Origin of the sequence: Streptosporangium brasiliense, from assembly GCF_030811595.1 — a bacterium.
GTDB classification, from domain to species: domain Bacteria; phylum Actinomycetota; class Actinomycetes; order Streptosporangiales; family Streptosporangiaceae; genus Streptosporangium; species Streptosporangium brasiliense.
On record NZ_JAUSRB010000002.1, the window covers coordinates 5,675,987 to 5,698,385 of the forward strand.

General features: G+C 71.5%; 21 protein-coding genes. 17 read left to right on the forward strand and 4 right to left on the reverse strand.

Annotation, left to right across the window (positions count from 1 at the left end):
• The first annotated feature begins 56 nt into the window (after positions 1 to 56).
• A complete protein-coding gene (locus J2S55_RS34465) occupies positions 57 to 908 on the forward strand; it encodes a MerR family transcriptional regulator (protein WP_306869531.1) in 852 nt (283 codons plus the stop codon).
• A complete protein-coding gene (locus tag J2S55_RS34470) occupies positions 905 to 1,432 on the forward strand; it encodes a GyrI-like domain-containing protein (protein WP_306869533.1) in 528 nt (175 codons plus the stop codon). The genes J2S55_RS34465 and J2S55_RS34470 overlap by 4 nt, the downstream gene beginning before the upstream one ends.
• A gap of 165 nt (positions 1,433 to 1,597) precedes the next feature.
• On the opposite strand, the gene J2S55_RS34475 is transcribed toward J2S55_RS34470, so the two are convergent.
• Positions 1,598 to 2,209 carry a TetR/AcrR family transcriptional regulator gene (locus J2S55_RS34475; protein WP_306869536.1) on the reverse strand — a complete coding sequence of 204 codons (612 nt, stop codon included), beginning with the start codon at positions 2,207 to 2,209 and terminating at the stop codon, positions 1,598 to 1,600.
• A gap of 79 nt (positions 2,210 to 2,288) precedes the next feature.
• On the opposite strand from J2S55_RS34475, the gene J2S55_RS34480 reads away from it, so the two are divergent.
• Complete coding sequence (locus J2S55_RS34480; protein ID WP_306869538.1) at positions 2,289 to 3,149, forward strand: NAD(P)H-binding protein; 861 nt, start codon at positions 2,289 to 2,291, stop codon at positions 3,147 to 3,149.
• 320 nt (positions 3,150 to 3,469) lie between these two features.
• The gene (locus J2S55_RS34485; protein ID WP_306869540.1) at positions 3,470 to 3,988 is read left to right on the forward strand and encodes a GNAT family N-acetyltransferase; all 519 of its coding nucleotides are present in this window, start codon (positions 3,470 to 3,472) and stop codon (positions 3,986 to 3,988) included.
• 223 nt (positions 3,989 to 4,211) lie between these two features.
• Here J2S55_RS34485 and J2S55_RS34490 read toward each other — a convergent pair whose 3' ends face one another.
• Positions 4,212 to 4,559 (reverse strand): DoxX family protein, encoded by a 348-nt coding sequence (locus tag J2S55_RS34490; protein WP_306869543.1) that lies wholly within the window; start codon positions 4,557 to 4,559, stop codon positions 4,212 to 4,214.
• Between the two features lie 149 nt (positions 4,560 to 4,708).
• Between J2S55_RS34490 and J2S55_RS34495 the strand changes: the two genes are divergently transcribed.
• Positions 4,709 to 4,999: a hypothetical protein gene (locus tag J2S55_RS34495; RefSeq protein ID WP_306869547.1), complete on the forward strand. Its 291-nt coding sequence runs from the start codon at positions 4,709 to 4,711 to the stop codon at positions 4,997 to 4,999.
• Between the two features lie 31 nt (positions 5,000 to 5,030).
• Positions 5,031 to 5,576 (forward strand): ferritin-like domain-containing protein, encoded by a 546-nt coding sequence (locus J2S55_RS34500; RefSeq protein ID WP_306869552.1) that lies wholly within the window; start codon positions 5,031 to 5,033, stop codon positions 5,574 to 5,576.
• Between the two features lie 37 nt (positions 5,577 to 5,613).
• Here the strand turns inward: J2S55_RS34500 and J2S55_RS34505 are convergent, their stop codons facing one another.
• Entirely contained in the window at positions 5,614 to 6,936 is a 1,323-nt protein-coding gene (locus J2S55_RS34505; RefSeq protein ID WP_306869555.1) for a carotenoid oxygenase family protein, read from the reverse strand.
• Positions 6,937 to 7,933: 997 nt separating this feature from the next.
• Here J2S55_RS34505 and J2S55_RS34510 point away from each other — a divergent pair.
• Genes J2S55_RS34510 through J2S55_RS34535 form a run of 6 tightly spaced genes read left to right on the forward strand, consistent with a single transcriptional unit; the run spans position 7,934 to position 14,417 of the window.
• Positions 7,934 to 9,163, forward strand: a complete 1,230-nt coding sequence (locus tag J2S55_RS34510) for an aminotransferase class I/II-fold pyridoxal phosphate-dependent enzyme (protein ID WP_306869556.1) — start codon at positions 7,934 to 7,936, stop codon at positions 9,161 to 9,163.
• Complete coding sequence (locus J2S55_RS34515; RefSeq protein WP_306869558.1) at positions 9,163 to 9,999, forward strand: HpcH/HpaI aldolase/citrate lyase family protein; 837 nt, start codon at positions 9,163 to 9,165, stop codon at positions 9,997 to 9,999. Before J2S55_RS34510 ends, J2S55_RS34515 begins: the two co-directional genes overlap by 1 nt.
• Positions 9,996 to 10,508, forward strand: coding sequence for a MaoC family dehydratase (locus tag J2S55_RS34520; RefSeq protein WP_306869560.1), 513 nt, complete (start codon positions 9,996 to 9,998; stop codon positions 10,506 to 10,508). The genes J2S55_RS34515 and J2S55_RS34520 overlap by 4 nt, the downstream gene beginning before the upstream one ends.
• Entirely contained in the window at positions 10,505 to 11,443 is a 939-nt protein-coding gene (locus tag J2S55_RS34525; RefSeq protein ID WP_306869562.1) for an ornithine cyclodeaminase family protein, read from the forward strand. Before J2S55_RS34520 ends, J2S55_RS34525 begins: the two co-directional genes overlap by 4 nt.
• A complete protein-coding gene (locus tag J2S55_RS34530; RefSeq protein ID WP_306869564.1) occupies positions 11,440 to 12,846 on the forward strand; it encodes an MFS transporter in 1,407 nt (468 codons plus the stop codon). Before J2S55_RS34525 ends, J2S55_RS34530 begins: the two co-directional genes overlap by 4 nt.
• A complete protein-coding gene (locus J2S55_RS34535; protein ID WP_306869567.1) occupies positions 12,843 to 14,417 on the forward strand; it encodes a M20/M25/M40 family metallo-hydrolase in 1,575 nt (524 codons plus the stop codon). Before J2S55_RS34530 ends, J2S55_RS34535 begins: the two co-directional genes overlap by 4 nt.
• A gap of 198 nt (positions 14,418 to 14,615) precedes the next feature.
• Here J2S55_RS34535 and J2S55_RS34540 read toward each other — a convergent pair whose 3' ends face one another.
• A complete protein-coding gene (locus J2S55_RS34540) occupies positions 14,616 to 14,999 on the reverse strand; it encodes a histone-like nucleoid-structuring protein Lsr2 (RefSeq protein WP_306869568.1) in 384 nt (127 codons plus the stop codon).
• 262 nt (positions 15,000 to 15,261) lie between these two features.
• Here J2S55_RS34540 and J2S55_RS34545 point away from each other — a divergent pair, with 262 nt between their 5' ends.
• Genes J2S55_RS34545 through J2S55_RS34565 form a run of 5 tightly spaced genes read left to right on the forward strand, consistent with a single transcriptional unit; the run spans position 15,262 to position 22,334 of the window.
• Positions 15,262 to 17,235, forward strand: a complete 1,974-nt coding sequence (locus tag J2S55_RS34545; RefSeq protein WP_306869570.1) for a S9 family peptidase — start codon at positions 15,262 to 15,264, stop codon at positions 17,233 to 17,235.
• Positions 17,196 to 18,509, forward strand: coding sequence for a serine hydrolase (locus tag J2S55_RS34550; protein ID WP_306869572.1), 1,314 nt, complete (start codon positions 17,196 to 17,198; stop codon positions 18,507 to 18,509). Before J2S55_RS34545 ends, J2S55_RS34550 begins: the two co-directional genes overlap by 40 nt.
• 9 nt (positions 18,510 to 18,518) lie before the next feature.
• Positions 18,519 to 19,859, forward strand: a complete 1,341-nt coding sequence (locus J2S55_RS34555) for a serine hydrolase domain-containing protein (protein ID WP_306869574.1) — start codon at positions 18,519 to 18,521, stop codon at positions 19,857 to 19,859.
• 1 nt (position 19,860) lies between these two features.
• On the forward strand, positions 19,861 to 20,721 hold the full coding sequence (locus J2S55_RS34560; RefSeq protein ID WP_306875702.1) for a serine hydrolase: 861 nt from the start codon (positions 19,861 to 19,863) through the stop codon (positions 20,719 to 20,721).
• 29 nt (positions 20,722 to 20,750) lie between these two features.
• On the forward strand, positions 20,751 to 22,334 hold the full coding sequence (locus J2S55_RS34565; RefSeq protein ID WP_306869576.1) for a PucR family transcriptional regulator: 1,584 nt from the start codon (positions 20,751 to 20,753) through the stop codon (positions 22,332 to 22,334).
• Positions 22,335 to 22,399: the final 65 nt, after the last annotated feature.

Here is a 22,399-nt window from a genome sequence, read left to right on the forward strand (position 1 = left end):
GGGGGGTCGGGTAGCGATTGGACTCTCCCCTCGGGGAAGAGCCCATGCTGGATCCCATGCACGAGCAACACCCGCAGGACCTGCTGCCGATCGGGGCCTTCGCCCGGCTGTCGCGGCTGAGCGTCAAACAGCTGCGCAACTACGCCGAGCTCGGCCTGCTGGAGCCCGCCTACGTCGACCAGGACACCGGCTACCGCTACTACCAGGCCGGCCAGGCCCGCCAGGCGTTGACGATCGGGCTGCTCCGGTCGCTGGATGTGCCGTTGGCGGCCATCGCCGAGGTGCTGTCGGGGACGGCGAGTGCCCTGGGGCAGGTGGAGCGGGATCTGCAGGCCGAGCTCGAGCGGCGCCGCCGTACCTTGTCGATCTTGCGGAGGGTCATGGCCGACGGCCTGCCCCAGGCGCAGATCCGGCTGGTGCGGCAGGAGCCGTTGCGGGTACGGCTGACGCGCCGCCTGGCCGCCGGCCCCGACGACATCGCCCGCGCCACCAGCGAGGCCATCGCCGAGCTGCTGGCCGCTCACCGGCCGGGCGAGACGGCCGATGAGCCGGACGGGCCGGTGAGCGGGCCCAGGATGCCGGTGGGCCGGTCAGCGGGCGGGGCGAGCGGGCCGCCGCAGTTGATCGGTCTGTTCCCGCTGGATGTGACCGATCCGGTGGAGGTCAGCGCGGCCCTGGTCACGGCCGCGCCCGGCGATGCGCTGCTGCCCGGGGGTGTGCTGGCGGCCGCCACCCATGTCGGTCCCTATGACCAGATCAACCTGACCGCCCATGCCCTGCTGACCTGGTGCGCCGAGCGCGGTCACCAGCCGGTGGGTCCGATCCGCGAGGTGTATGTGTCCGACCCGGCCGTCACCTCGCCAGACCAGCTGGTCACTCACTTGATGCTTCTGTTGGAGGAGTCATGACTGTCGCCACCGCTCATTACGGGCCTACCACCTGCCTGAACGTCACCGGGATGGGTGAGCCCGGCGGGGCCGAGCATGCCGGCGCCATTGGGGCTCTGTATGCCGTCGCAGGCGCGATGGGCGTGCCGATGCCTCCGATGGAGGGCCGCTGGTGGGTGGAGAGCGACCAGCCGCCGCTGACGGTGCCGCGTGAGCAGTGGCGCTGGCACCTACTGTTGCCGCTGCCCGCCGTGCCGGAGGCGGGGGCGCTGGAGCGGGCGCGTGAGGCGGTCCGTGCTTCCGGCGCGGCGGTCGACCGGGTGCAGGTGGTCACCTTCACCGAGGGTGAGTGCGTGGAGGTGCTGCACGAGGGGCCCTACAGCGAGGAGGCGCGCTCGCTCAAGCTCCTCGACGAGCACATGGCCGAGCACGGCCTGGTCGCCAACGGCCCGCACCACGAGATCTACCTCACCGCGTTCGACGTCCCGGAGCCGAGGACCGTGCTGCGTCAGCCGGTACGGCACGCCGCGGGGGGGCGGGGATGAGCTGGTCCTGAACGGCTGACGGCGCGGCGGGCGGGTTCTTCGGGGCCAAGGCGTCGTGCCGCAGACCAGGACCTGTCCCGGCCGTCAACTTCATGTGGCAGGGGGGCAGCTCACAGAGGCAGGGGCGCTGGTCGCGTTCGCCAAGGGGGGATGGAGGCCGGGGACTCAGGGGTTCGGGTGCCCGGCGGCGCCGTCGGGCAGGGCGTCGAGCCAGCGGGTGAGGCGGTTCCCCTCGCGGGTCATGATCTCCGGGTCGCGCAGGGCATTGGCCAGCAGTGACATGCCCTGGTAGGCGCCGACGAGCGCGATCGCGAGGCCGCCGGGGTCGGGCAGTCCCAGCTCGCGGAATTGGCGTTCCACCCAGTCCAGCAGCGACCGGATGAGCCTGCCCGCTTCCAGGTCCATGTCCCCCTCCGCGCGTTTGTCGAGCTCGACGGCCAGGGTGCCGGTGGGACAGCCATAGCGGGCCGCGACGTCGCGCTGGCCGACCCACGTGCCGACCAGGGCCTTGAGGCGTCCGAGCGGGTCGGGGAGCCTGTCGAGCTCGCCGGTGAGTTCCGCGAGGTATCCGGAGTGCTCGGCCAGGGCGGCCTGGACCAGCTCGTCCTTGGTCTTGAAGTAGTAGTACACGTTTCCGACCGGGACGTCGGCGGCGTGGGCGATGTCGGCGATGGTGGTGCGCTCCACGCCCTGCTGGTGCAGGACCCGGGCGGCGGCGGCCGTCAGCCGCCGTCGCTTGTCGGCCCCCCGCTCCCGGGACTTCGTTGAGTCAGTCACCCCACTAACTGTAGACGCGTGCCCGTCGGGATGTGCTACCGTCCACCTAAGTAAGTCAGCTAACTAACTTGGAGACGACATGATCGTGGTAACGGGAGCGACCGGGAACGTCGGGCGGACGCTGGTGCGGCTGCTGGCCGAGGCGGACGAGCCGGTGACGGCCGTGTCGCGGAAGATCACCGGGGCCGACGTCCCGCGGGGAGTGCCGGCCGTCGCCGCCGACCTGGCCGACCCGGCGAGCCTGCGGCCCGCCCTCGACGGAGCCGATGCGCTCTTCCTGCTGATCTCCGGCGACTTCACGTCGGCCGCCGAGAACCCGAGCGGCGTCGTCGGTGACATCCTCGGCGAGGCGAAAGCCGGCGGAGTCGGACGGATCGTGCTGCTGTCCTCCCAGGGAGTCGTGACCCGCCCGGACTCCTCCTCCCACGGGAGCACGGGACGGTCGATCGAGGAGGCCGTCCGGCACTCAGGTCTGGACTGGACGATCCTGCGGCCCGGTGGCTTCAACTCCAACGCCTACGCCTGGGCCGAGTCGGTCCGCGCCCGGCGGACCGTCGCCGCGCCGTTCGGTGACGTCGGCCTGCCGTTCATCGACCCGGCCGACATCGCCGAGGTCGCCGCTGCGGCCCTGCGCGAGGACGGTCACGCGGGCCGGGTCTACGAGCTGACCGGGCCCGCTCTCACCACGCCGCGGCAACGAGCCGAGGCGATCGGCGACGCGCTCGGTGAGCCGGTCCGGTTCGTCGAGCAGACCCGCGACGAGGCCCGCGCGGAGATGCTGCGGTTCATGCCCGGACCCGTGGCCGAGACGACCCTGGCCATCATCGGCGAGCCCGTCCCTGCCGAGCAGCGCGTCAGCCCGGACGTCGAGCAGGTCCTCGGCCGCGCGCCCCGCACCTTCGCCGACTGGGCCCGGCGCCACATCGCCGCCTTCCGGTAGGACCGGCAGTGGCGCGGTCGGCCCCGGCCGGGCCGCCTTCCGGTAGGACCGGCAGCCGCGCGGTCAGCCCTGGCCGGGCCTCTTCGGGCCGGCATCCACCCCGCCACGCCGGTCACGCCGCGGCCGCGGGACCGGCTGAAAGTGGTTTGCCCGGGGTGCGGAGGGGTTGTTAGCATCGCGGCGGCGTGAGAGACGCCTGGTCATCGTGTGGTGAGGGAGGTCGATGAATATGGCTGCCGGCAGCCGTTTTCAGCGTTCCTTCCTCCGGTCCGACCGAGCTTGAGCGCGGTCCGGGTCGTTCCAACGATCAGGAGTTCCACATGTCTTCCTTCTTCCCGATGACCGACATCGATCTGGTCACCGACCGCCTCGTCCTGCGGCGGTGGACGCCCGGCGAGGTCACCGCCGTCCTGGACGGCGCCCGGCAGGTCCACTGGGCCGAGGACTTCCCCGCCGAGGGCGATCAGGTCATCGTCGGACTGTTCGCCGACAACCCCGCATGGCTGGGGGAGTACGGGCACCGTCAGATCATCGAGCGGGCCGGCGGCCTGGTCGTCGGCTCGATCGGCCTGTTCTGGCCGCCTGGCGAGGGCGCCCTCGAGATCGGGTACGGCATCGTCGCCTCCCGGCGGGGGCGCGGCTACGCCCCCGAGGCCACCCGCGCGCTGACCGAGTTCGCCTTCACCGCGCCGGGCGTCCACATGGTCCACGCCACCGTGGAGCTGTCGAACCCGTCCTCTATCCGGGTGCTGGAGAAGGCCGGCTTCCGGCGCTGGAGCACTGAGGCCGAGGAGAACACGGCCCGATACCGCGCCACGGCACCGGCTCCGGCTCAGTAGTGACCCCACGGGGCCGGCAGCGGTGTCCCGCTGCCGGCCCCGGCCCTTCCCCTGGCGGATCCGCCCCCCCAGAGCGCCTGACATCCCGCTGCTCACCCTCTCCATCGCTGTCTTCTCCGAGGTCGCCTCGGTCCCGTGAGAACAGGCCGGCGACCTCAGCCGGTCAGCCCGATGGCCGGGCTCCCGTCGGTGGGGTGCCCGGCCGTCGAGACGGTGGGGGTGCTCAGGCGGCGTATCCCAGTGCCAGGGCGGCGACCACCGGCACCAGATACAGCAGGGGGAAGGGGATGTGCGAGTACGAGCGTGCCCGGATCACGGTGATGACGGCTCCGGTGAAGTACAGCACCAGACCGATCCCGGCCAGGACGCCGATGACCGGGACGGAGAGGCCGGCCAGCAGCCCCGCCGCCCCCGCGGCCTTGGCCGCGCCGAGCCAGGGCCACCACGAGCGGGGGACGCCGTAGTCGCTCAGGGGCTCCACGACCCACTTGGCCCGCATGAAGATGGACAGAGCCGAGAAGCCCACCCATGCGGCGGCCAGAACAGTGACGACGACGTAGGCGGTGGACATCAGGAACGCTCCTCATCAGGGGGTGCCGGTGGGGATCCACCGGCCGGGTGTGTTTCAGGTCCTCACTGCCTCGACCCCGTGGGGCGCGTGAGTGTGACAGGACGGCGGAAAATTCTTCAGCGGCCGACGCGGTCGTGTGGACGGCGGGCGTGCAGGCCGGTCCGCTCGCCTCGCATGTCCCCGGCGACCGGGACCGGCTGAGCCGCCTGATGGTCGATCGGCGGCTGCGAGCCTTCGGGGACGTATTCGCCGCAGGCGACGCCGCCGCCCGGGCCGACCCGGACCACTACGCCCTGCAGCGCTGCCGGCACGCCATCCCCATGGGGAAGGTGGCCGGACACAACGCCGCCGCCGACCTGCCCCGGCTGCCGCTGATGGACTTCGCGCCGCCCCCGTACGTCCCCTGCCTCGATCTCGGGGCCGACGGACCGGAGATTTGATGGATCGGGGATTCGGGGTAGGGGAGGAGACATGGCTGAATTTCTGACCGACATCAAGGAAATCCGTGCCCGGGCCCGCCAGGAGATCGACAAGGGGCCGATCACCTCGGCCTACGGCGCCGATCTGCCCCGGGTGATCCAGGTGTGCAACGAGGCGCTGGCCACCGAGCTGGTCTGCGTCCTGCGTTACAAGCGTCACTACTACACCGCCAGCGGCCTCTACGCCGAGCCGGTGGCCGCGGAGTTCCTGGAACACGCGGCCGAGGAGCAGGAGCACGCCGACCGGCTCGCCCGGCGCATCGTGCAGCTCGGCGGCGAGCCCGACTTCAACCCCGACACGCTGTCCACCCGCGCGCACGCGGAGTACGACGCCAGCCTCGACCTGATAGAGATGATCAGAGAGGACCTGGTCGCCGAGCGGATCGCCATCGCCTCCTATACCGAGATCGTCCAGTGGCTCGGTGACGGGGACGTGACCACCAGGCGGATCTTCGAAGACCTCCTCGCCCAGGAGGAGGAGCACGCCGACGATCTCAAGGCGCTGCTGGAAAGGCTCCCCGACGCGCCCAGGCGCTGAGCCGCCCCGGGATGGGGCGCCGCGGCGCCCCACCGGCTCAGCCGTCCGGGATCCAGGAGCCGTGGAAACCGGCCGGGACCCGGCGCGGCAGCCGTACCGAGGCCACGCGGGTGAGGTCGGCGGCGTCGAGGACCACCAGCTCCGACCCGACGCCCGGCCCGCCGGTGACCATGGAGATCAGCCAGCCCTCGTCCTCTCCCCGGGCGTCCCCGGCCGGGACGTAGACCGCCTCGCCGGCCATCCGGTCCGGGCCCGTCTTGTGGACGGTGCTCGCCCCGCTCCGCAGGTCGTATTTGACGATCGCCTCGGAGGAGACCGCGTAGAGGTAGCGGTTGCGCTTACCGGTCCGGCCGTCGTTCAGCGTGGGGAACTCCACCCCGAGGTCGTCGAGCCGCTCCTCACGGGCGTCCTCGCCGGAGGCCAGCACATACCGGTGCAGGTGGGCCGTCCCGCGCACGGCCGCCCTGGCCGCCGGGTGGGCACTGCGGCCGAGGTCGTCCCACACGGCGGCGAACTCGGCGGGGGTGTAGCGGACGGCGTCGAGCACGACGCGGCCGGAGCCGTCCTCATGGGCGTTGGCGGTGTGGAAGACGTAGCACGGCTCGATGTCGTACCAGGTCACCTCGGCGCCGCCGGCACGCGGCATGACCCCGAGGCGGGCTCCGTAGCGGTCGTCCCACCGGTACGGTACGCCCCCGCCCCCGGCGAGCCCCAGGTCGAAGACGACGGGCAGGTCCATCCAGACGACGTGACCGGCGGTGATGGCGAAGTCGTGCATCATCGTCGGGCCCGGCACCGCGACCTCCCGGCTCTCCACGAGCTTCCCCTCCGCCGACAGGCGGTGGTAGGTGAGGTAGGGCGGGGTGAAGCCGTAGCCGAAGAAGAGCAGCTCGCCGGTGAGCGGGTCGCGCTTGGGGTGGGCGGTCATGGCGGTGGTCAGCAGGCCGCCGAAGTCACACGGGCCGACCGTCTCCAGCTCGGCGGTGAGCTCGTACGGCAGGCCGTTCTCGACCAGCGCGAAGATCCTGTCCCCGTGCGGGACGACGTGGGTGTTGGCGGGCACCGCGGTGAGGTCGACGGAGAGGTCGTCCCGGACGAAGGGCGCGCCCTCGGTGAGCTCGCGGGTCCGTACCCAGCGGTTGCGGTACCACTCGGCACGGCCGTCGCGCAGCCGTACCCCGTGCACCATCCCTGGCCCGGTGAACCAGTGGCCGGGATCGCGGCCGGGCAGCGGGTTGGGACCGTTGCGGAAGTAGCGGCCGGTGAGCGCGGGGGGAAGGGCGCCGCTCACCGGCAGGTCGAAGGCGTCGATCTCGTCGGGCACCGGCGCGAGGAAGCCCTGCAAGTACAGCGGAGTCATGGATCGCCCCCCTCCTCCTCGACGATGGCACGCCGTGCCGGGAGGTCTCCACCGCCCGCGCATCAAGGACCGGGCAAGACGTGACCTGACGGCGCGGGCCTCGCGCCCGCCCGCCGGGCACGGACAGCGGCTCCTCCGGCACTCGGCCTCGACATGCCAGTTGACCGTTTTTGACTTAATGGCGCCAGACATAAATGAACGATGTTGACATCGATCGTCCGAGGCTGATACCTCTATTTAGGTAGACAGCAAAGAAATGGGGAAATTCACTGTCCGTTCTGCTGTGGGGTGCTCTGTTCGATGTGACGTAATTACTGGTCACAGCCTCGGGGTGGACGGATGGAAATGCGGCGTTAACCGTTATGCCGGTCCGCCGTCGACATTTTGGCATTTCCCTGACACCGCTCTGCTCATTTTTGTGTCCGCGCAGACGGGGACGTGTCGGAGGGCTGCGATATCGGTGAAGTCGATCCGGCCGGACGGTGTGATGGCCGGGAAATTCCGCCCTCGCCGCCCGAGTCGGGATCCATTGACGTAACAAGACTGTCGTCATGCGACCGGGGGGCCGGCGGCGCGCTCCCGGTCGAACACGTGCGAGCCGTCCCCGCGCGCGGGGGAGTTCCGCCACGCGCGCCGGATGTGTCCCCTCGCCGTCAAGAAGGCGCGCCGCAGGCGGGCCGCCGGCCGGGTGCGCCGCTCCGGCCGGCCCGGCGCCGGAAGGGGCGCGCCGGCTCCGCCCGCCCGCCGGACCGGCCGGCCGCTCCCGGCCGGCGGTGATCTCCGCCGCCGCCCCGGGCCGTCACGGCCCGGAGACCGACACGGCCACCGGATCCAGCCGGAGGCCGTGAGCCCGCGCGTGCGCGCTCCGTGACAGACCTGGCGCGGCCCGCGCGCGTCCCGCCGTCCCTCCCGGGACGGTACGGGAGCGGCCGGCGCGCCCCCTACCGGTGACCGGCCGTCCTCCCCGGGGTGGACCCGCTCGATCAGGAAGGCAACGATGAGTGACACAGAGCTGTACGGCCCCCGCAAGTTCCGCAACACCCAGAAGATGCTCGCCCACAGCCAGGCCAGCTGGCAGGCCGCCGAGGACAAGGGGCTGATAGACCTCTACGTGAGAAACGGCACGGACGGAGTCCTGGCCGACGTCTCGGACGGGCGCGAGTTCGTCAACATGAGCTCCTACTCCTATCTCGGGCTGAACCGGCACCCCGCCGTCATCCAGGGAGCGATCGACGCCCTGGAGCAGGAGCGGATCACCGGGCTGGGCATCACGCCCACCCGGATGCAGCCCGCCCTCATGAACGAGGTGCAGGAGGGGTTCTCCCAGCTGTTCGACGCCCAGTGCCTGGTCGCGCTGTCCTGCACGGTGGCCACCGCCGCCCTCCTGCCGCTCGTCTCCTCGGGTGTGCTCATCGACGGCAAGCCGAGGGTCACGGTCTTCGACAAGCGCAGCCACTTCTGCATGGACGTGATGAAACCGGTGTGCGCCGACGAGAGCCCCGTCTTCACCAGCCCGCACAACGACATGAACTTCATCGAGGACATGTGCAAGAAGTATCCGAGGGTGGCCTACATCGCCGACGGGGCCTACTCGATGGGCGGCGTGGCCAACCTGGCCGACCTGCTGGCCCTGCAGGACCGCTACGGGCTGTTCCTGTGGTTCGACGACTCGCACTCCATCTCCGTCTGGGGCGACAAGGGCGAGGGATATGTGAAGTCGCAGCTCGGTGAGCTGAATCCGTTGACCCTCATCACGGGCTCGCTGGAGAAGGGCTTCGGGTGCGCCGGCGGCATCATCATGCTGGGCCGGCAGAACGTCAAAAGCCTCATCAACATCTTCGCCGGGCCGATGTGCTGGTCGCAGAGCATGGGCGTGGCCAACCTCGGGAGCCTCCGGGCGTGCGTCGGCATCCACGACAGCCCCGAACTGGGCGAGCTCCAGCGCTCGCTGCAGGACAACATCAGCTATTTCGACGGACGGGTGCCCACCGGGCTCCAGGGCAGCAAGCTGCCCGTCCGGGCCCTCGCCGTCGGCGACACCGCGCTCGCCGTCCAACTGTCGAACGGCCTGTTCGGCGAGGGCTTCTACTCGGCGCCGGTCTACTACCCGATCACCTCCCGGGGCAGGGAGGGACTGCGGATCATGATCCGGGCGGACATCGACCGGGAGGACCTCACCCGGTTCTGCGATCTCCTCGACAAAGACGTGCTGCCGCACGTGATCTGATGAACACCACATACCTGTGCAGAAGCCTGATGGTCACCTCGGCCCTGCGGATGGACCGGTTCGTCAAGGGCCAGACCGCCGGCGCCGACATCAACCTGATCGACCTGGAGGACGCGGTCCCGCAGGCCGACAAGGAAAGGGCGCGCAACGAGTTCCTGCGGCTCGAGCGCGCCGAGGTGACCGGCACGCTGGGCCTGCGGATCAACAGCCTTCAGACCAGGGACGGCCTGGAGGATCTGATCGCGGTGCTCGACAGCCCCACCGAGCCGGACATCATCGTCGTTCCGAAGGTGGAGTCGCCGCACCAGATCGAGCACGTCGACGGCGTGCTCGGCCGGGCCGGCCGCAGGAGCCGGCTGTGGGCCCTGGTGGAGACTCCCAAGGGCGTCTCCGACGCGATGAGCATCGCCACCTGCAGCGACCGGTTGGTGGCGCTGACGTTCGGGCTCGCCGACTACGCGGCCGAGATGGGCGCCTCCATGGAGTGGGAGGCCATGCTCTTCGCCCGGTCGCAGGTGGTGACGGCCGCCCGGGGCGCCGGGATCGACGCGGTCGACGCGCCCACCTTCGACCTCGACGACCTCGGGCTCCTGCGCGCGGAGTCGCGCAGGTCGGCCGACATGGGATTCAGCGGGAAGATCGCGATCCATCCCCGCCAGCTCCCGGTGATCAACGAGATCTACAGCCCCACCGCCCAGGCCGTGGAGTGGGCGCAGGAGGTGGTCTCCACGTTCGAGCGCGAAAGCGCAGGCATCCTGACCGTCGGCAGCCTGATGGTCGGACCCCCGTTCTTGAAGAAGGCGCGGAGCATTCTGGCGCTTGTGGAGGATGAATGAAAGACGTCCAGGCGTTCCAGCACCTCGGCGGGCGCCGCTACCGCGAGAACCGTGGCGTGTTCTACGACGAGTTCGAGGTCGGGGACATCATCGAGCACCGTCCGGGACGGACCGTCACCGAGACCGACAACGTCTGGCAGTCCCTGCTCGCGCTGAACAACCACCCCCTGCACATCGACCACGCCTACGCGCGCACCACCGAGTTCGGCCGGCCGCTGGTGTCGAGCCTGGTGACGCTCTCCATCGTCGGCGGGATGAGCACCAACGGGACCAGCGCCAAGGCGATCGCCAACCTGGGCTGGGAGAGCATCCGGCTGCCCAACCCCGTCTTCGTCGGGGACACGCTCTACGCGGAGACGGAGGTCGTCGCCATGAGGCCGTCCCGCTCGCGGCCGACCGCCGGCATCGTGACCTTCGAGACGAAGGGCCTCAAGGACGACGGCACCCTGGTGGTGGTCTTCACACGGTCGGCGCTGATCCCGCTGGGCGGCGGGATCGACCCGGCATGACGGCCCTCAGGGTCGTCGGCGGCGCCGAGATCGAGGCGGGCGCCGACCTGCGTGAACTGATCGGGGACATGGAGAGCTCGCTACGCGACGACGTGCGCCGCCACTCCGTCACCCCGGCCAGGTTCATGGAGGTCCGCGACAGCCCCTACTCGGTCTTCGGCGCCATGCCGTCGATGAGCGACCCGCACGACCTGTTCGTGACCAAGGTCGCCGCGCTGGTCGACGCGGGCGGCGGGGCGGCGCCGGGCAGGACCACCGTCAACGCGGTGGTGGTGGTGTTCTCGATCAGCACCGGCGAGGCGCTGGCCGTTCTCGACGGCGCCGCCCTGACCGACGTCAAATGCGCGGCGATCACCGGCCTGGTCACCGACCTGTGCGCGACGCCGCACGCCCGGACCCTCGGCGTGGTCGGGACGGGCGCGCTCGCCCTGCAGCAGGTGCGCGGGGCCGCCGCGGTCAGGGACCTCGACCGGGTGACGGTCTACGGCCGCGACCCGGACCGGGCCGGCCGGTTCGCCGACCGCGCGCGGCGCTCACTCGGCGGCGCGGTGGAGGTGGCCGTCACCTCCTCGCTCCGCGAGGCCGTCGAGGGCCAGGACGTCGTCTGCACCGCCACGACGTCGAGCGAGCCGCTGCTGACCGGCTTCGACCTCCCGCCGCCGGTGCACGTCAACTGCATGGGCTCCCACACCCCCGAGTCCCGGGAGGTGAGCGCCGAACTGCTGGAGAGCAGCGTCCTGCTGGTGGAGGACCGCGCGACCGCGGTCCGCGAGGCCGGGCACCGGCACCACCGGGCTCTGGAGCTGGAGGAGGCGCTGCGCCGGGGGCCCGAGCTGCGCGCGGCACGGACGGTCTTCAGCTCGGTGGGCCACGGGTTCCTGGACCTGGAGACCACCGCGCACATCCTGAAGCGGCTGGGCGGTGCGCGTCGGTGACCCTCACCGCGCGCCGCTCCGGCGGCCTGCTGGCCGCGATGCTGTGCGCCATGACCGTGCAGCCGATCGCGCAGACCATGGTGGTGCCGATCCTGCCGTCGCTGGCCGGCGAGTTCGCCGTGTCCGCCTCCGACGTCAGCTGGGTGATGACCGCCAACCTGCTGGCCGCCGCGGTGCTCACCCCGATCCTCGGCCGGCTCGGCGACCTGCACGGCCGCCGACGCCTGCTGCTGCTGTCGCTGCTGGGCACGGTCGCCGGCTCGGTGCTGGCGGTCTCGACCCACTCCTTCGCCCTGCTGCTGGTGGCGCGGGCGCTGCACGGGATCGGCGGGGGCGTGCTGCCGCTGGCGTTCGGCGTCATCCGGGCCGAGCTCCCCCCGGAGCGGGCGGCCCGCGGGATGGCCATGGTCAGCACCAGCATGGGCATCGGCAGCGGTCTCGGGGTGGTGGCCGCCGGTCTGCTGATGGAGTGGTGGGACTACCGGGCGGTCTTCTGGCTGCTGCTCGTGCTCGGACTGCTGGCGGCGGCGGCGGTCGCGCTGTCCGTCCCGGCCGACCGGGGGACCGACCGGGAGGGGGGCGGGACGAGCCCGCTGGCGGCCGTCACCCTGGCTGTCTGGCTGTGCGCGCTGCTGGTCGCGGTCAGCCAGGGCAACGGCTGGGGATGGACCGGCACCCGGGTTCTCGGACTGCTGTCGGTGGCCGCGGTGGTCTGCGCCCTCTGGCTCCGGGTCGAGAGCAGGACGCGTCACCCGCTGATCGACCTGAGGATGCTGGCCCGGCCGACGGTCGCGCTCACCAACCTCGCCGCCACGCTGACCGGCTTCGGCATGTACGGCGCCTACATCGTGATGACGTCCTTCGCCCAGGTGCCGCAGGAGTACGGCTTCGGCTTCTCGGCCACCGTGCTGATCGCGGGCCTGATGCTGCTGCCGAACTCGGCCGGCAACCTGGCCGCCGGCACGCTCGCCGCCGCGCTGATCGCCCGGCGCGGCCCGCGGACGCCGCTGGTGCTCGGCGGCCTCCTCGGCGCGGCGGCGATGGCCTTCCTGACCGTCCGGCACGGCTCGGCGGTCGACCTCTACCTGGCCGGCGGCGTGTTCGGGCTCGGCACCGGCCTGGCCTTCGCCGCCATCCCCGTCTACGTCAACAGCGCGGTGCCGCCCGGGCAGACCGCCGTGGCCAACGGCACGAACGCCGTGCTGCGCACCATCGGCGCCGCCGCCGGCAGCGCGGTGACCGGCGCGGTGCTCGCCGGTGACACGGTCGCGGGCACCGCGTCCCCGACGCTCCACGCCTACCAGGCGGCTTTCATGATCACAGCGGCCGGGTTCCTGGCCGCCGCCGCCGTGCCGTTCGCCATCCGGTCCCGGCCGGTCCCCGTCCATGAGGAGATCTCTTGAGTTCTGCAGGCCAACCCGCGTCGGGCATCTCCCGCCGGGCGATGCTGAAGGCCGGTGGCGCCGTCGTCGGCGGGTATGTGGGAGGGACCGCCGACGCCACCGCCGCCCGCGCGCACGCGGCGGTGGAGCCGCCCTCGCCCGCCCCGGCGGCCCGGGTGACGGTGAGCGGCACGGACCCGGTCGCCCTCGCCGCCGAGATGATCAAGTTCGACACCTCGCACGCCGGGCGCAGCGGCTCGGACACCGGCGGCGGTGCCGTGACCCTGGCGCACGCCCGCATGCTGGAGGGCCTGTGGCGGTCCGCGGGCGTGCCGACCGAGCTCGTCCCGACCCCCAAGGCCGACAACGTGCACCTCATCGCCAGGGTCACCGGCAGGGGAGACCGCCCGCCGCTGCTCTTCATGGCCCACTCCGACGTGGTCACGGTGGAGCGGAGCCGCTGGAGCCGCGATCCCTACGGCGGCGCCGTCGAGGACGGCTGGCTCTACGGCCGCGGGGCCGTGGACATGAAGGGCGCCTCCGCCGCGTTCATGGCCGCCCTCCTGCGGCACGTCCGGGAGGGCGCGGAGTTCGACCGGGACATCATCTTCCTGTCCGACTGCGACGAGGAGGGCGGGCCGTACGGCGCGCAGTGGCTGGTGGACAACCACTACGACAAGGTCACCGCCGGAGTGGCCGTCACGGAGGGCGGCTGGGTGCTGAACCAGTCGGACGGCACGACCCCCATGCTCGCGTCGCTGTCCTGCCGGGACCGGGTCTCCCTCCTCCTGGAGCTGACCGCCACCGGTGTCACGACGCACTCCTCGCACCCGGACGACGGGCCCGCCGTCGGGCGGCTGGGCGGCGCCCTGGCCCGGCTGGCCCGCCACCGGCCCGCGATCGGGCTGAGCGACCTGGTCAGGGAGTACTTCACGGTGCTCGCCCGCAGCACCCGCGACCAGGAGTTCTCCAGGGCGATCACCCGGCTGCTGGCGGCCGGGACCCAGCAGGAGCGGGACGCCGCGGGGGCCAGGGTCATCGAGCTCAGCGACTACCCGTGGGTGCACACCCCGATGCTGCGGGCCACGCTGTCGTTCCTCGGCCAGCAGGCCGGTTACTACACCAGCATCGTGCCGTCCACGGCCCGTGCCGACGTGCGCGTGGGTTTCGTCCCCGACGGCGAGGACCCCGCCCGGGTGGTCGCCGAGATCCGCCGCCTGGTGGCCGAGTGGTCGGTGACGGTCCGGGTGGTCGGCCGCCCCGACGAGACGGAGGAGCAGATCCTCGCCCGGGTGCGCAAGACGCTCTCCCGGCCGACCTCCCCCGTCACCACCGACGTGTACGACATGTGGAAGCGGGCCGCGCGCGAGACGTATCCCGGCATCGGCGTGGTCCCGTCGCAGTTCGAGGCGAACACGAGCGCGGGCCCCTGGCGTGACAAGGGGATCCCGGTCTACGGGCTGTATCCCTACGCCGTCGACGGCGACACGGTGACCCGGATGCACGGCGACGACGAGCGCGTCAGGGTGACGGCGCTGCGCACCGGCACCGACATGGTCTACCGGATGCTGGCCGGGATGCGGACGGGCTGACGGGTGACGTCCCGGTGCCGCCTTCCCCAAGGCCGGCAGGCGGAGCGTCGACGCATGGTCCGGGGCCGCGACGGTGACCGCCCCGGGCCCCGGGCCGGGGCGCCGGGTACGGCGCCGGCGTTCCGGCACCTCCGGTCGGCGCGGACCCGGAGGCCGTGCGCGGCCTGAGCCGCGCACGGCCTGGGGCGTTTCCTCGGCTCAGGAGTCGAGGGCCGTCTCCTGCTCCGCCGGCCGCGCGTCGGGATGGGCGGAGACGAACAGCTCCACGACCTCGTCGGGGATCTTCCCTCGAGAGGGAACCTCCAGCTCCTGCTCGCGCGCCCATTCACGCACGTCGGTGTGGGTGTATCCCTGGAGTCGGGGACCGGTGTCGGCGGCCTTCCTCGAACGCGTGGCCTGCTTGACCTCGCGGGCGTTCTCCAGGACCTTCTCGATGAAGGTGAGGGCGTCGCTGAGCCGCTGCTGATTGGCGTCGGACAGGTCGATGGCGAAGGTCCGGTTCAGCAACGGGAACTCCCGCCGCACCACGTCATCGCCCTCGGAGTGGTCGAGGTCGTCGACCAGTATTACCTTCTGCGCCACTTGCAGCCCTTTCCGGTGAAACTCCGTCTGTCTGGACCGTGGCATCCTACTGAGGATCCACCGGAACGCTGACGTTCTTGATCCGCCTTTCGCCAAGGCAGGGTGCTTCACCGGCTCTCGATCCGGGGCCGCCGCGCCGGCCGGTCCCGGCCGCTCGGCGGGCCCGTTCCGTGACCGCGATTGGACGACGGCACAACGGATCGAGCCCGGGTTCGTCGTGGAGACCGAAGAAGCGGTAATGGGCCAGGTCTAACGTTCGGACATGCCTCGCCTCTCTCTCAGCGACCTCTACCGCATCGCGGTGCCGGGAGACCCCCGGCTGCACCCCGGCGGGAGCACCGTGGCCTACACGGTGACCACCGCCGACCGGGAGCCGGACGAGAACCGGTCCGAAATCTGGCTCGCCGCCCCCGGAGCCGAGCCACGGCGTCTGACGGGCGGCCCGCACGACTCCTGCCCGCGCTGGTCGCCCGAAGGTCGTGAGCTGGCCTTTCTCCGCCCCGTGGACGGGAAGCCGCAGATCCACCTGCTGCCGATGGACGGCGGCGAGCCCCGCGTCCTCACCACGGCGTCGCTGGGCGCGGGCGCGGCGGTCTGGTCTCCCGACGGCAGCAGGATCGCCTATGCCGCGCCGTCCGGCGACCTCGATCCGCACGCCCCGGTCGTGGCCGACCGCCTGGACTACAAGGCCGACGGCGCGGGCCTGCTGCGTGGCCTGACCACGCACCTGTTCGTGCTGGAGGTGGCGACGGGGGAGACTCGGCAGATCACCTCTGGGGACTTCCACACCGGTGAGCCGTCCTGGTCGCCGGACGGGCGGCGGCTGGCCTTCGCCACGAGCATGGAACCCGACCGCGACCTGGTCGTCAGCGGCGCGGCCTACTCGGTGGACGCGTCGGGCGGCGAGCCCGAGCGGCTCACCGACGCCGGTGTGATCTGCACGGGGGTCTGGTGGCTGGGTGAACGGCTGCTGATCACCGGATACGTCGGCGCGCCCGTCGGGCACACCCGGCTGTTCAGCCTCGAGGCGGACGGGCCGGTGGAGATCGGGGCCGGACTCGACCGCAATGTCATGCCGGGCGCCCCGGGCTATCCCGGTGCGGCGCCCCAGCTCGCGGGAGACGAACTGATCTTCTGCGCCCGCGACGGAGGCTTCACCCACCTCTACCGCGCTCCCGGTGAGAAGATTATCGGCGGGGATCAGGTGATCTCCGGAGTCAGCGCCGTCGGGAGCAGGATCGCCTATGTCGCCGCGACCCCGTACAGCGCGGGAGAGGTTTATCTCGCGGACTTCACCGCAGACCGAACCGATACCTCGTCAGAGGATATTTCGGTTGTATCCGGTGTGATAGCGCCGGATACAACCGGCGGGGCCTCGGCCGGTGTGACCGGGGGAGTCCCGGCCGTGACGAAACTGTCGGCGTACGCGCTCGCCGACGTCGAGCTGTTCACCCCGCGAAGCCGTACCTTCACCGCCCCCGACGGGACGCCGGTCGAGGCGTTCGTGCTGCGGGACGAGAGTCTCACCGGCCCCGGGCCGCTCCTGCTGGACGCGCACGGCGGCCCGCACAACGCGTGGGCCCCGGTCTTCGACGGGGTTCACCTCTACCACCAGGCGCTCGCCGCCCGGGGCTGGACCGTGCTGACCGTCAACCCGCGCGGCAGCGACGGGTACGGCGAGGCCTTCTACACCGCAGCCCTCGGCGCCTGGGGGATCGCCGACACCGACGACTTCCTGAACCCGATCGACGCGTTGGTCGCTGAGGGCGTCGCCGATCCCGACCGGCTCGCGGTGACCGGCTACAGCTACGGCGGCTACATGTCCTGCTGGCTGCCGACCCGGACCGACCGCTTCAAGGCGGCCATCCCCGGCGGATGCGTCAGCGACCTGGCCAGCATGGCGGGCACCTCCGACGCCGGGCACCTCCTGAAGGTCTACGAATGCGGCGGCGACGTCGAGAAGCAGTCACCGATGAGCCACGTCGCCCAGGTGACCACGCCGACCCTGATCCTCCACGGTGACAGCGACGACCGCTGCCCCGTCGGCCAGGCCGAGCAGTGGTTCGCCGCCCTGCGCGAGCAGGGCGTTCCGGTCCAACTGGTCCGCTACCCGGGTGGTTCCCACCTGTTCATTCTCAACGGCCGCCCGTCCCATCGGGTGGACTACAACGAAAGGGTCATCAAGTGGCTGGAGCAGTGGATCCCGGTCGATGGAACGTCCGCCTCGGCGAGCTGATCGCCGAATACGAGGTTCCCGGTGCGAGCTTGGCCTTCCTGCACGAGGGCGAGGTCCACGAGTTCGCCGCGGGCGTGCTCAACGTGGCCACCGGGGTGGAGGTGACCACCGACTCGCTCTTCCAGATCGGCTCGGTCAGCAAGGTGTGGACCGCCACCCAGATCATGCTTCTCGTCGAGCAGGGCAAGCTGACGCTCGACACCCCGGTCCGCGAGGTCCTGCCGGAGTTCCGGGTCGCCGACCCGGAGGTGACCAAGACCGTCACGATCAGGCACCTGCTCTCGCACACCTCCGGCATCGACGGGGACCTGTTCCTCGACACCGGCCGGGGTGACGACTGCGTCGAGAAATATGTCGAGGCCTGCGCGGACCTCGCGCAGAACCACCCCCTCGGCGCCACCCAGTCGTACTGCAACTCCGGCTTCATCATCGCCGGGCGCGTCATCGAGCGCCTCACCGGCAAGGTGTGGGACGCCGCGCTGCGCGAGCAGATCAGCGAGCCGCTCGGCCTGACCCACACCTGGACCCTGCCGGAGGACGTCCTGCGCTTCCGCGGCGCCATGGGCCACATGGACGGGGCGCCCGCTCCCGTCTGGGGCCTGATGCGCTCCTGCGGCCCGGCCGGGCTGATCTGTGCCCGCCCCGCCGACGTCGTCGAGTTCGCCCGCGCCCATCTGGGCACGGGGCTGCTCGCCGACCCGCAGGCGATGTGGGAGCCGCAGGTGGACATCCCCAACCCGTACACCCTCGGGAAGCAGTGGGGGATCGGCTGGATCCTGGACGAGTGGCAGGGCCACCGGATCATCTCCCACGGCGGCAACACCATCGGCCAGGCGGCCATGCTCTGGGCCGTCCCCGATTCGGGCACGGTGGTGTGCGTGCTGGCCAACGGCGGCCACACCGCCGCCTTCCAGCACGCCCTGGCCACCGAACTCTTCGACGAGTTGCTGGGCCTGGCCGTGCCGCCCGTGCTGGGACCGCCGGCCGAGCCGTTCGAGACCGACGTCGACAGGTACGCCGGCGTCTACGAACGGGTGGGCAGCCGGCTGACGCTGACGGTCCGCGACGGCCGGCTCTGGCTGTACGGCGAGGCCACCGGCGGCCTCGCCGATCAGATGCCGCCCATGGAGTTCGAGCTCGTCCCGGTGGACGACACCACCTTCGTCGGCCGCCCGGAAGGGGAGCCCCAGTGGCTGTCGGCCGTCTTCTACGAACTCGCCGACGGCTCGCCGTACGTCCACCTCGGCGTGCGCGCCACGCCCAAGATCTCCTGAGGAGTCACGATGATCACTGACCTGCAGAAGCGCCTCGACGAGGTGGCCGCCGAACACGGCGTGCCCGGCGCCGCCATCGCGGTCTGGGCGGACGGCGAGCTCGTCGAGGCCGCCACCGGAGTGGTGAACAGGAACACCGGCGTGGAGACGACGGTCGACAGCGTCTTCCAGGTCGGCTCCACCACCAAGGTCTGGACCGCCGCGCTGGTGATGCAGCTCGTCGACGAGAAACTGGTCGAGCTGGACCGGCCGGTCCGGGACTACCTGCCGGAGTTCGCCGTCGCCGACGGCGCGGAGAAGGCCATCACGGTCAGGCACCTGCTCACGCACACCGGCGGTTTCGACGGCGACCTGTTCGAGGACACCGGGCGCGGCGACGACTGCCTGGACAAGTATGTGGAATTTCTGCACGGCGCGGGTCACGTACACGCCCCGGGAGCCCTGTTCTCCTACTGCAACGCCGGGTACTGCGTGCTCGGCGCCCTGGTCGCGCGGATGCGCGGCACCACGTGGGAGCGGGTGATGCGCGAGCGCCTGCTGGACCCGCTCGGCGCCACGCACTCGGCCCTCCTGCCCGAGGAGGCCATCCTGTTCCGGGCGGCGGCCGGTCACATCGGCCCCGAAAACACCGTCCACCACACGTGGGGCATGCCGCGCTCCAACGCCCCCGCGGGCTCGACCATGTGCCTGGCCCCGCGCGAGCTGGTCCGTTTCGGTCGGATGTTCGTCGCCGGAGGCCTGACGGAGGACGGCACCCGGCTGCTCTCGGAGGAGTCGGTCACGGCCATGCGGACCCGGCAGGCCGACGTGCCGGGGATCTCCGGGCTGCTCGCCGACCGCTGGGGCCTGGGGTTCGAGTTGTTCGACTGGGGCGGCGAGGTCTACGGTCACGACGGTGGCACGATCGGGCAGAGCACGTTCTGGCGGGTCGTGCCGGGAGCGGACTTCGCGATCGCGATGAGCACCAACGGTGGCGACTTCCTCGGCCTGCTCGTCGACGTGGCGCTGCCGGTGATACGCGAGGCCACCGGGCTCACGGTCCCGGACTTCCCGGTCCCGGCCGAGACGCCGCAGGCCGTGGACCTCACGCCGTACACCGGCAGGTACGAGGGGCCGATGCTCGCCTACGAGGTGACCGAGGGGGACGGCGGCCTGGACGTCACCTTGATCCCTGGCGAGTTCATGACCAAGTCGGGCACCCCGCGCACCACCACCCGCTTCGTCCACCACTCCGACCATTCCTTCGTCACGGCGGAGCCGAAGGGCGGCGGGCACGAGACGATCACCTTCGTGATGAAGGACGGCCGCGCCGCCTACATCCACAACGGAAGGGCCCTGCCCCGTGCGTGACATGCTGCGGGAGGCGTTCGACGACGCGGACGTGGAGGGCTTCATCCACGTCCGCGACGTCGACGGCGACGCCGAGATCGGCCTCGGCCCCGACGAGCCGGTCGTGCTCGCCTCGGTGTTCAAGATTCCGATCGTCCTGGAGTACGCCCGGCAGGCCGCGGCCGGGACCCTGGAGCGCACCGAGCGGCTGACCGTCACCGCGGCCGACAAGGACGGCGGCATCGGCACCTCCGGCTGTGCCGACGACATCTCGCTCACCCTGCGCGACCTGGCCCACTTCATGATGACCATGAGCGACAACGCGGCGACCGACGTGCTGCTGCGCCGGGTCGGGCTGGACAACCTGCACGCCACCCTGCGCGAGCTCGGCCTGAAGCGCACCCACCTGATCGGCGGCTGCGCCGAGCTGCTCGGGAGCGTCGTGGTCGAGCTCGGCCTCTCCGGGCTCTCCGACGAGGAGGAGCTCGCCGGGGTGAGCGAGGAGCGGATCCGGGCGCTGGCGGTCCGCGATCCGGAGCGGACGACCTCGAGCACGCCCCGTGAGACCACGACCCTGCTGAGCCTGATCTGGCGGGACGAGGCCGGCCCCGCGGAGGCCTGCGCGGAGGTGCGCAGGATCATGGGCAACCAGATCTGGCCGCACCGGCTCTCCTCGGCGTTCGGCGACGAGGTGAAGGTCTCCGGCAAGACCGGGACCCTCTGGGGCATCCGCAACGAGGCAGGCGTCGTGGAATACCCGGACGGGCGGCGCTACGCCGCCGCGGTCTTCCTCCGGACCACCTCGCTCGGCTTCCGGGATCCCAAGGCCGACGCGGCGATCGGCCGCGCCGCCCGTATGGCCATCGATCACCTACGGGCGTGATGTCGCTCTATGTCCGTTATCGTGAGCGGATGATTGATCGGCCACGAGCCAGCCTGCGACGGATTCTGGAGGATCTGGGTAGCACCGTGCTGGACGTGGCCGCCTCCCCAGGGGAGCTCGACGTCGAGGTCACCGGGGTCCACATCTACGACCCCCTCGACGAACTGCTGCTCCCCGAGGGGGGCATCCTGCTCGCCGTCGGGGTCGACCGCGCCGAGCAGATCTGCGCCCTGCTCGACGCGGCCGGCCCGGCGGCGGGCGTCGTCGTCAAGCAACCGGTGGACGTCGACGAACTCGTCCGCGCGAAGGTCCTGGAGACCGGGGTGGCGGTGCTGGGCCTCACCCGGGCCGCCTCCTGGGCCCAGGTGGCCGCGCTGTTGCGCTCCCTGCTGGCGGAGGGCGACCTCGCCGAGCCGGGCGAGGCCCCGGCGGACGATCTGTTCGCGCTGGCCAACGCCGTGTGCGCGCTGCTGGACGCGCCGGTCACCATCGAGGACCGGTCATCGCGGGTGCTGGCCTACTCCGGGCGTCAGGACGAGGCCGACCCGGGCAGGGTGGAGACCGTGCTCGGCCGCCAGGTGCCGGAACGGTACCGGCGGATGCTGGAGGAGCGCGGATTCTTCCGTAAGCTCTACCAGAGCCGCGAGCCGATCTACATCGAGCTGAGCGAAGAGAGCATCAACCGGGCGGCGGTGGCCGTCCGGTCCGGTGACGAGATCCTCGGCTCCATCTGGGCCGCCGTGCGGGAGCCGCTGAGCGACCAGCGGCAGCGCGCGCTCGCCGACGCCGCCAAGATCGTCGCGCTGCAGCTGCTCCGGCAGCGGGCCGGAGCGGACACCAGGCGGCGCCTCCGCGCGGACCTGCTCTCCACCGTGCTGGCAGGTGGCAAGGACGCGGCCGAGGCCGCCGGAAGGCTCGGCGTGGCCAGCGAGCGGCTGTGCGTGCTCGCCGCCCAGCTCAGCGGTGGATCCCACACCGACGCCGCGCACCGGGAGAGCGACCGGCAGCGGTTCTGTGACGCGCTCGCCCTGCACGTCGGGGCCATCCATCCCAAAGCCGCCGCCGCGCTGGTCGGCTCGGTGGCCTACGCCGTACTGCCGTTGCACGCCGGTGGCGACGAGGAGGCGCGGGCCGTACGCGTCGCCGAGAGCTTCCTCGTCCGGGTCGGCCCCCGGCACGCGGCCAACATCGGCGTGGGGCGCCTGGCGGGCAACCTGACCGAGGTGGCCCGGTCACGGGCCGACGCCGACCGGGCGCTGCGGGTACTGCGCGCCCGCGAGGTGTCCGGCGCGGTCGCCGGCTACACCGGCGTGCACTTCGAAGCGCTGCTGTTGCAACTGTCGGACCTGGCCAAGGCCGAGGAGCAGGCGCCCACCGGGCCCTACGAACGGCTCATGGCCCACGACGCCGAGCACGGCAGCGAGCTGGTCGCCACCCTGCGGGCCTATCTGGACGCGTTCGGCGACGTCAACGCGGCCTCGGCCAGGGTGCACGTGCACGCCAACACCTTCCGCTACCGGTTGAAGCGGCTCGCCGAGATCAGCGGCCTCGACCTGGCCGACCCCGATGCGCGGCTGACCGTGATGCTCCAGATGCGGATCTTCGGGCGATGAAACGATGGAGTCTCCGCTTTTTCGTAGCGGCGGACGAAGCAGCACCATCGGGAAAGGGCGAGTGT

What these genes read in the sequence shown, in the direction of transcription:
- J2S55_RS34465 (WP_306869531.1), top strand. Translation starts at nt 57, where the DNA reads ATGCACGAGCAACACCCGCAGGACCTGCTGCCGATCGGGGCCTTCGCC.
- J2S55_RS34470 (WP_306869533.1), top strand. Translation starts at nt 905, where the DNA reads ATGACTGTCGCCACCGCTCATTACGGGCCTACCACCTGCCTGAACGTC.
- J2S55_RS34480 (WP_306869538.1), top strand. Translation starts at nt 2,289, where the DNA reads ATGATCGTGGTAACGGGAGCGACCGGGAACGTCGGGCGGACGCTGGTG.
- J2S55_RS34485 (WP_306869540.1), top strand. Translation starts at nt 3,470, where the DNA reads ATGTCTTCCTTCTTCCCGATGACCGACATCGATCTGGTCACCGACCGC.
- J2S55_RS34490 (WP_306869543.1), bottom strand. Translation starts at nt 4,559, where the DNA reads ATGTCCACCGCCTACGTCGTCGTCACTGTTCTGGCCGCCGCATGGGTG.
- J2S55_RS34500 (WP_306869552.1), top strand. Translation starts at nt 5,031, where the DNA reads ATGGCTGAATTTCTGACCGACATCAAGGAAATCCGTGCCCGGGCCCGC.
- J2S55_RS34505 (WP_306869555.1), bottom strand. Translation starts at nt 6,936, where the DNA reads ATGACTCCGCTGTACTTGCAGGGCTTCCTCGCGCCGGTGCCCGACGAG.
- J2S55_RS34510 (WP_306869556.1), top strand. Translation starts at nt 7,934, where the DNA reads ATGAGTGACACAGAGCTGTACGGCCCCCGCAAGTTCCGCAACACCCAG.
- J2S55_RS34515 (WP_306869558.1), top strand. Translation starts at nt 9,163, where the DNA reads ATGAACACCACATACCTGTGCAGAAGCCTGATGGTCACCTCGGCCCTG.
- J2S55_RS34520 (WP_306869560.1), top strand. Translation starts at nt 9,996, where the DNA reads ATGAAAGACGTCCAGGCGTTCCAGCACCTCGGCGGGCGCCGCTACCGC.
- J2S55_RS34525 (WP_306869562.1), top strand. Translation starts at nt 10,505, where the DNA reads ATGACGGCCCTCAGGGTCGTCGGCGGCGCCGAGATCGAGGCGGGCGCC.
- J2S55_RS34545 (WP_306869570.1), top strand. Translation starts at nt 15,262, where the DNA reads ATGCCTCGCCTCTCTCTCAGCGACCTCTACCGCATCGCGGTGCCGGGA.
- J2S55_RS34555 (WP_306869574.1), top strand. Translation starts at nt 18,519, where the DNA reads ATGATCACTGACCTGCAGAAGCGCCTCGACGAGGTGGCCGCCGAACAC.
- J2S55_RS34560 (WP_306875702.1), top strand. Translation starts at nt 19,861, where the DNA reads ATGCTGCGGGAGGCGTTCGACGACGCGGACGTGGAGGGCTTCATCCAC.
- J2S55_RS34565 (WP_306869576.1), top strand. Translation starts at nt 20,751, where the DNA reads ATGATTGATCGGCCACGAGCCAGCCTGCGACGGATTCTGGAGGATCTG.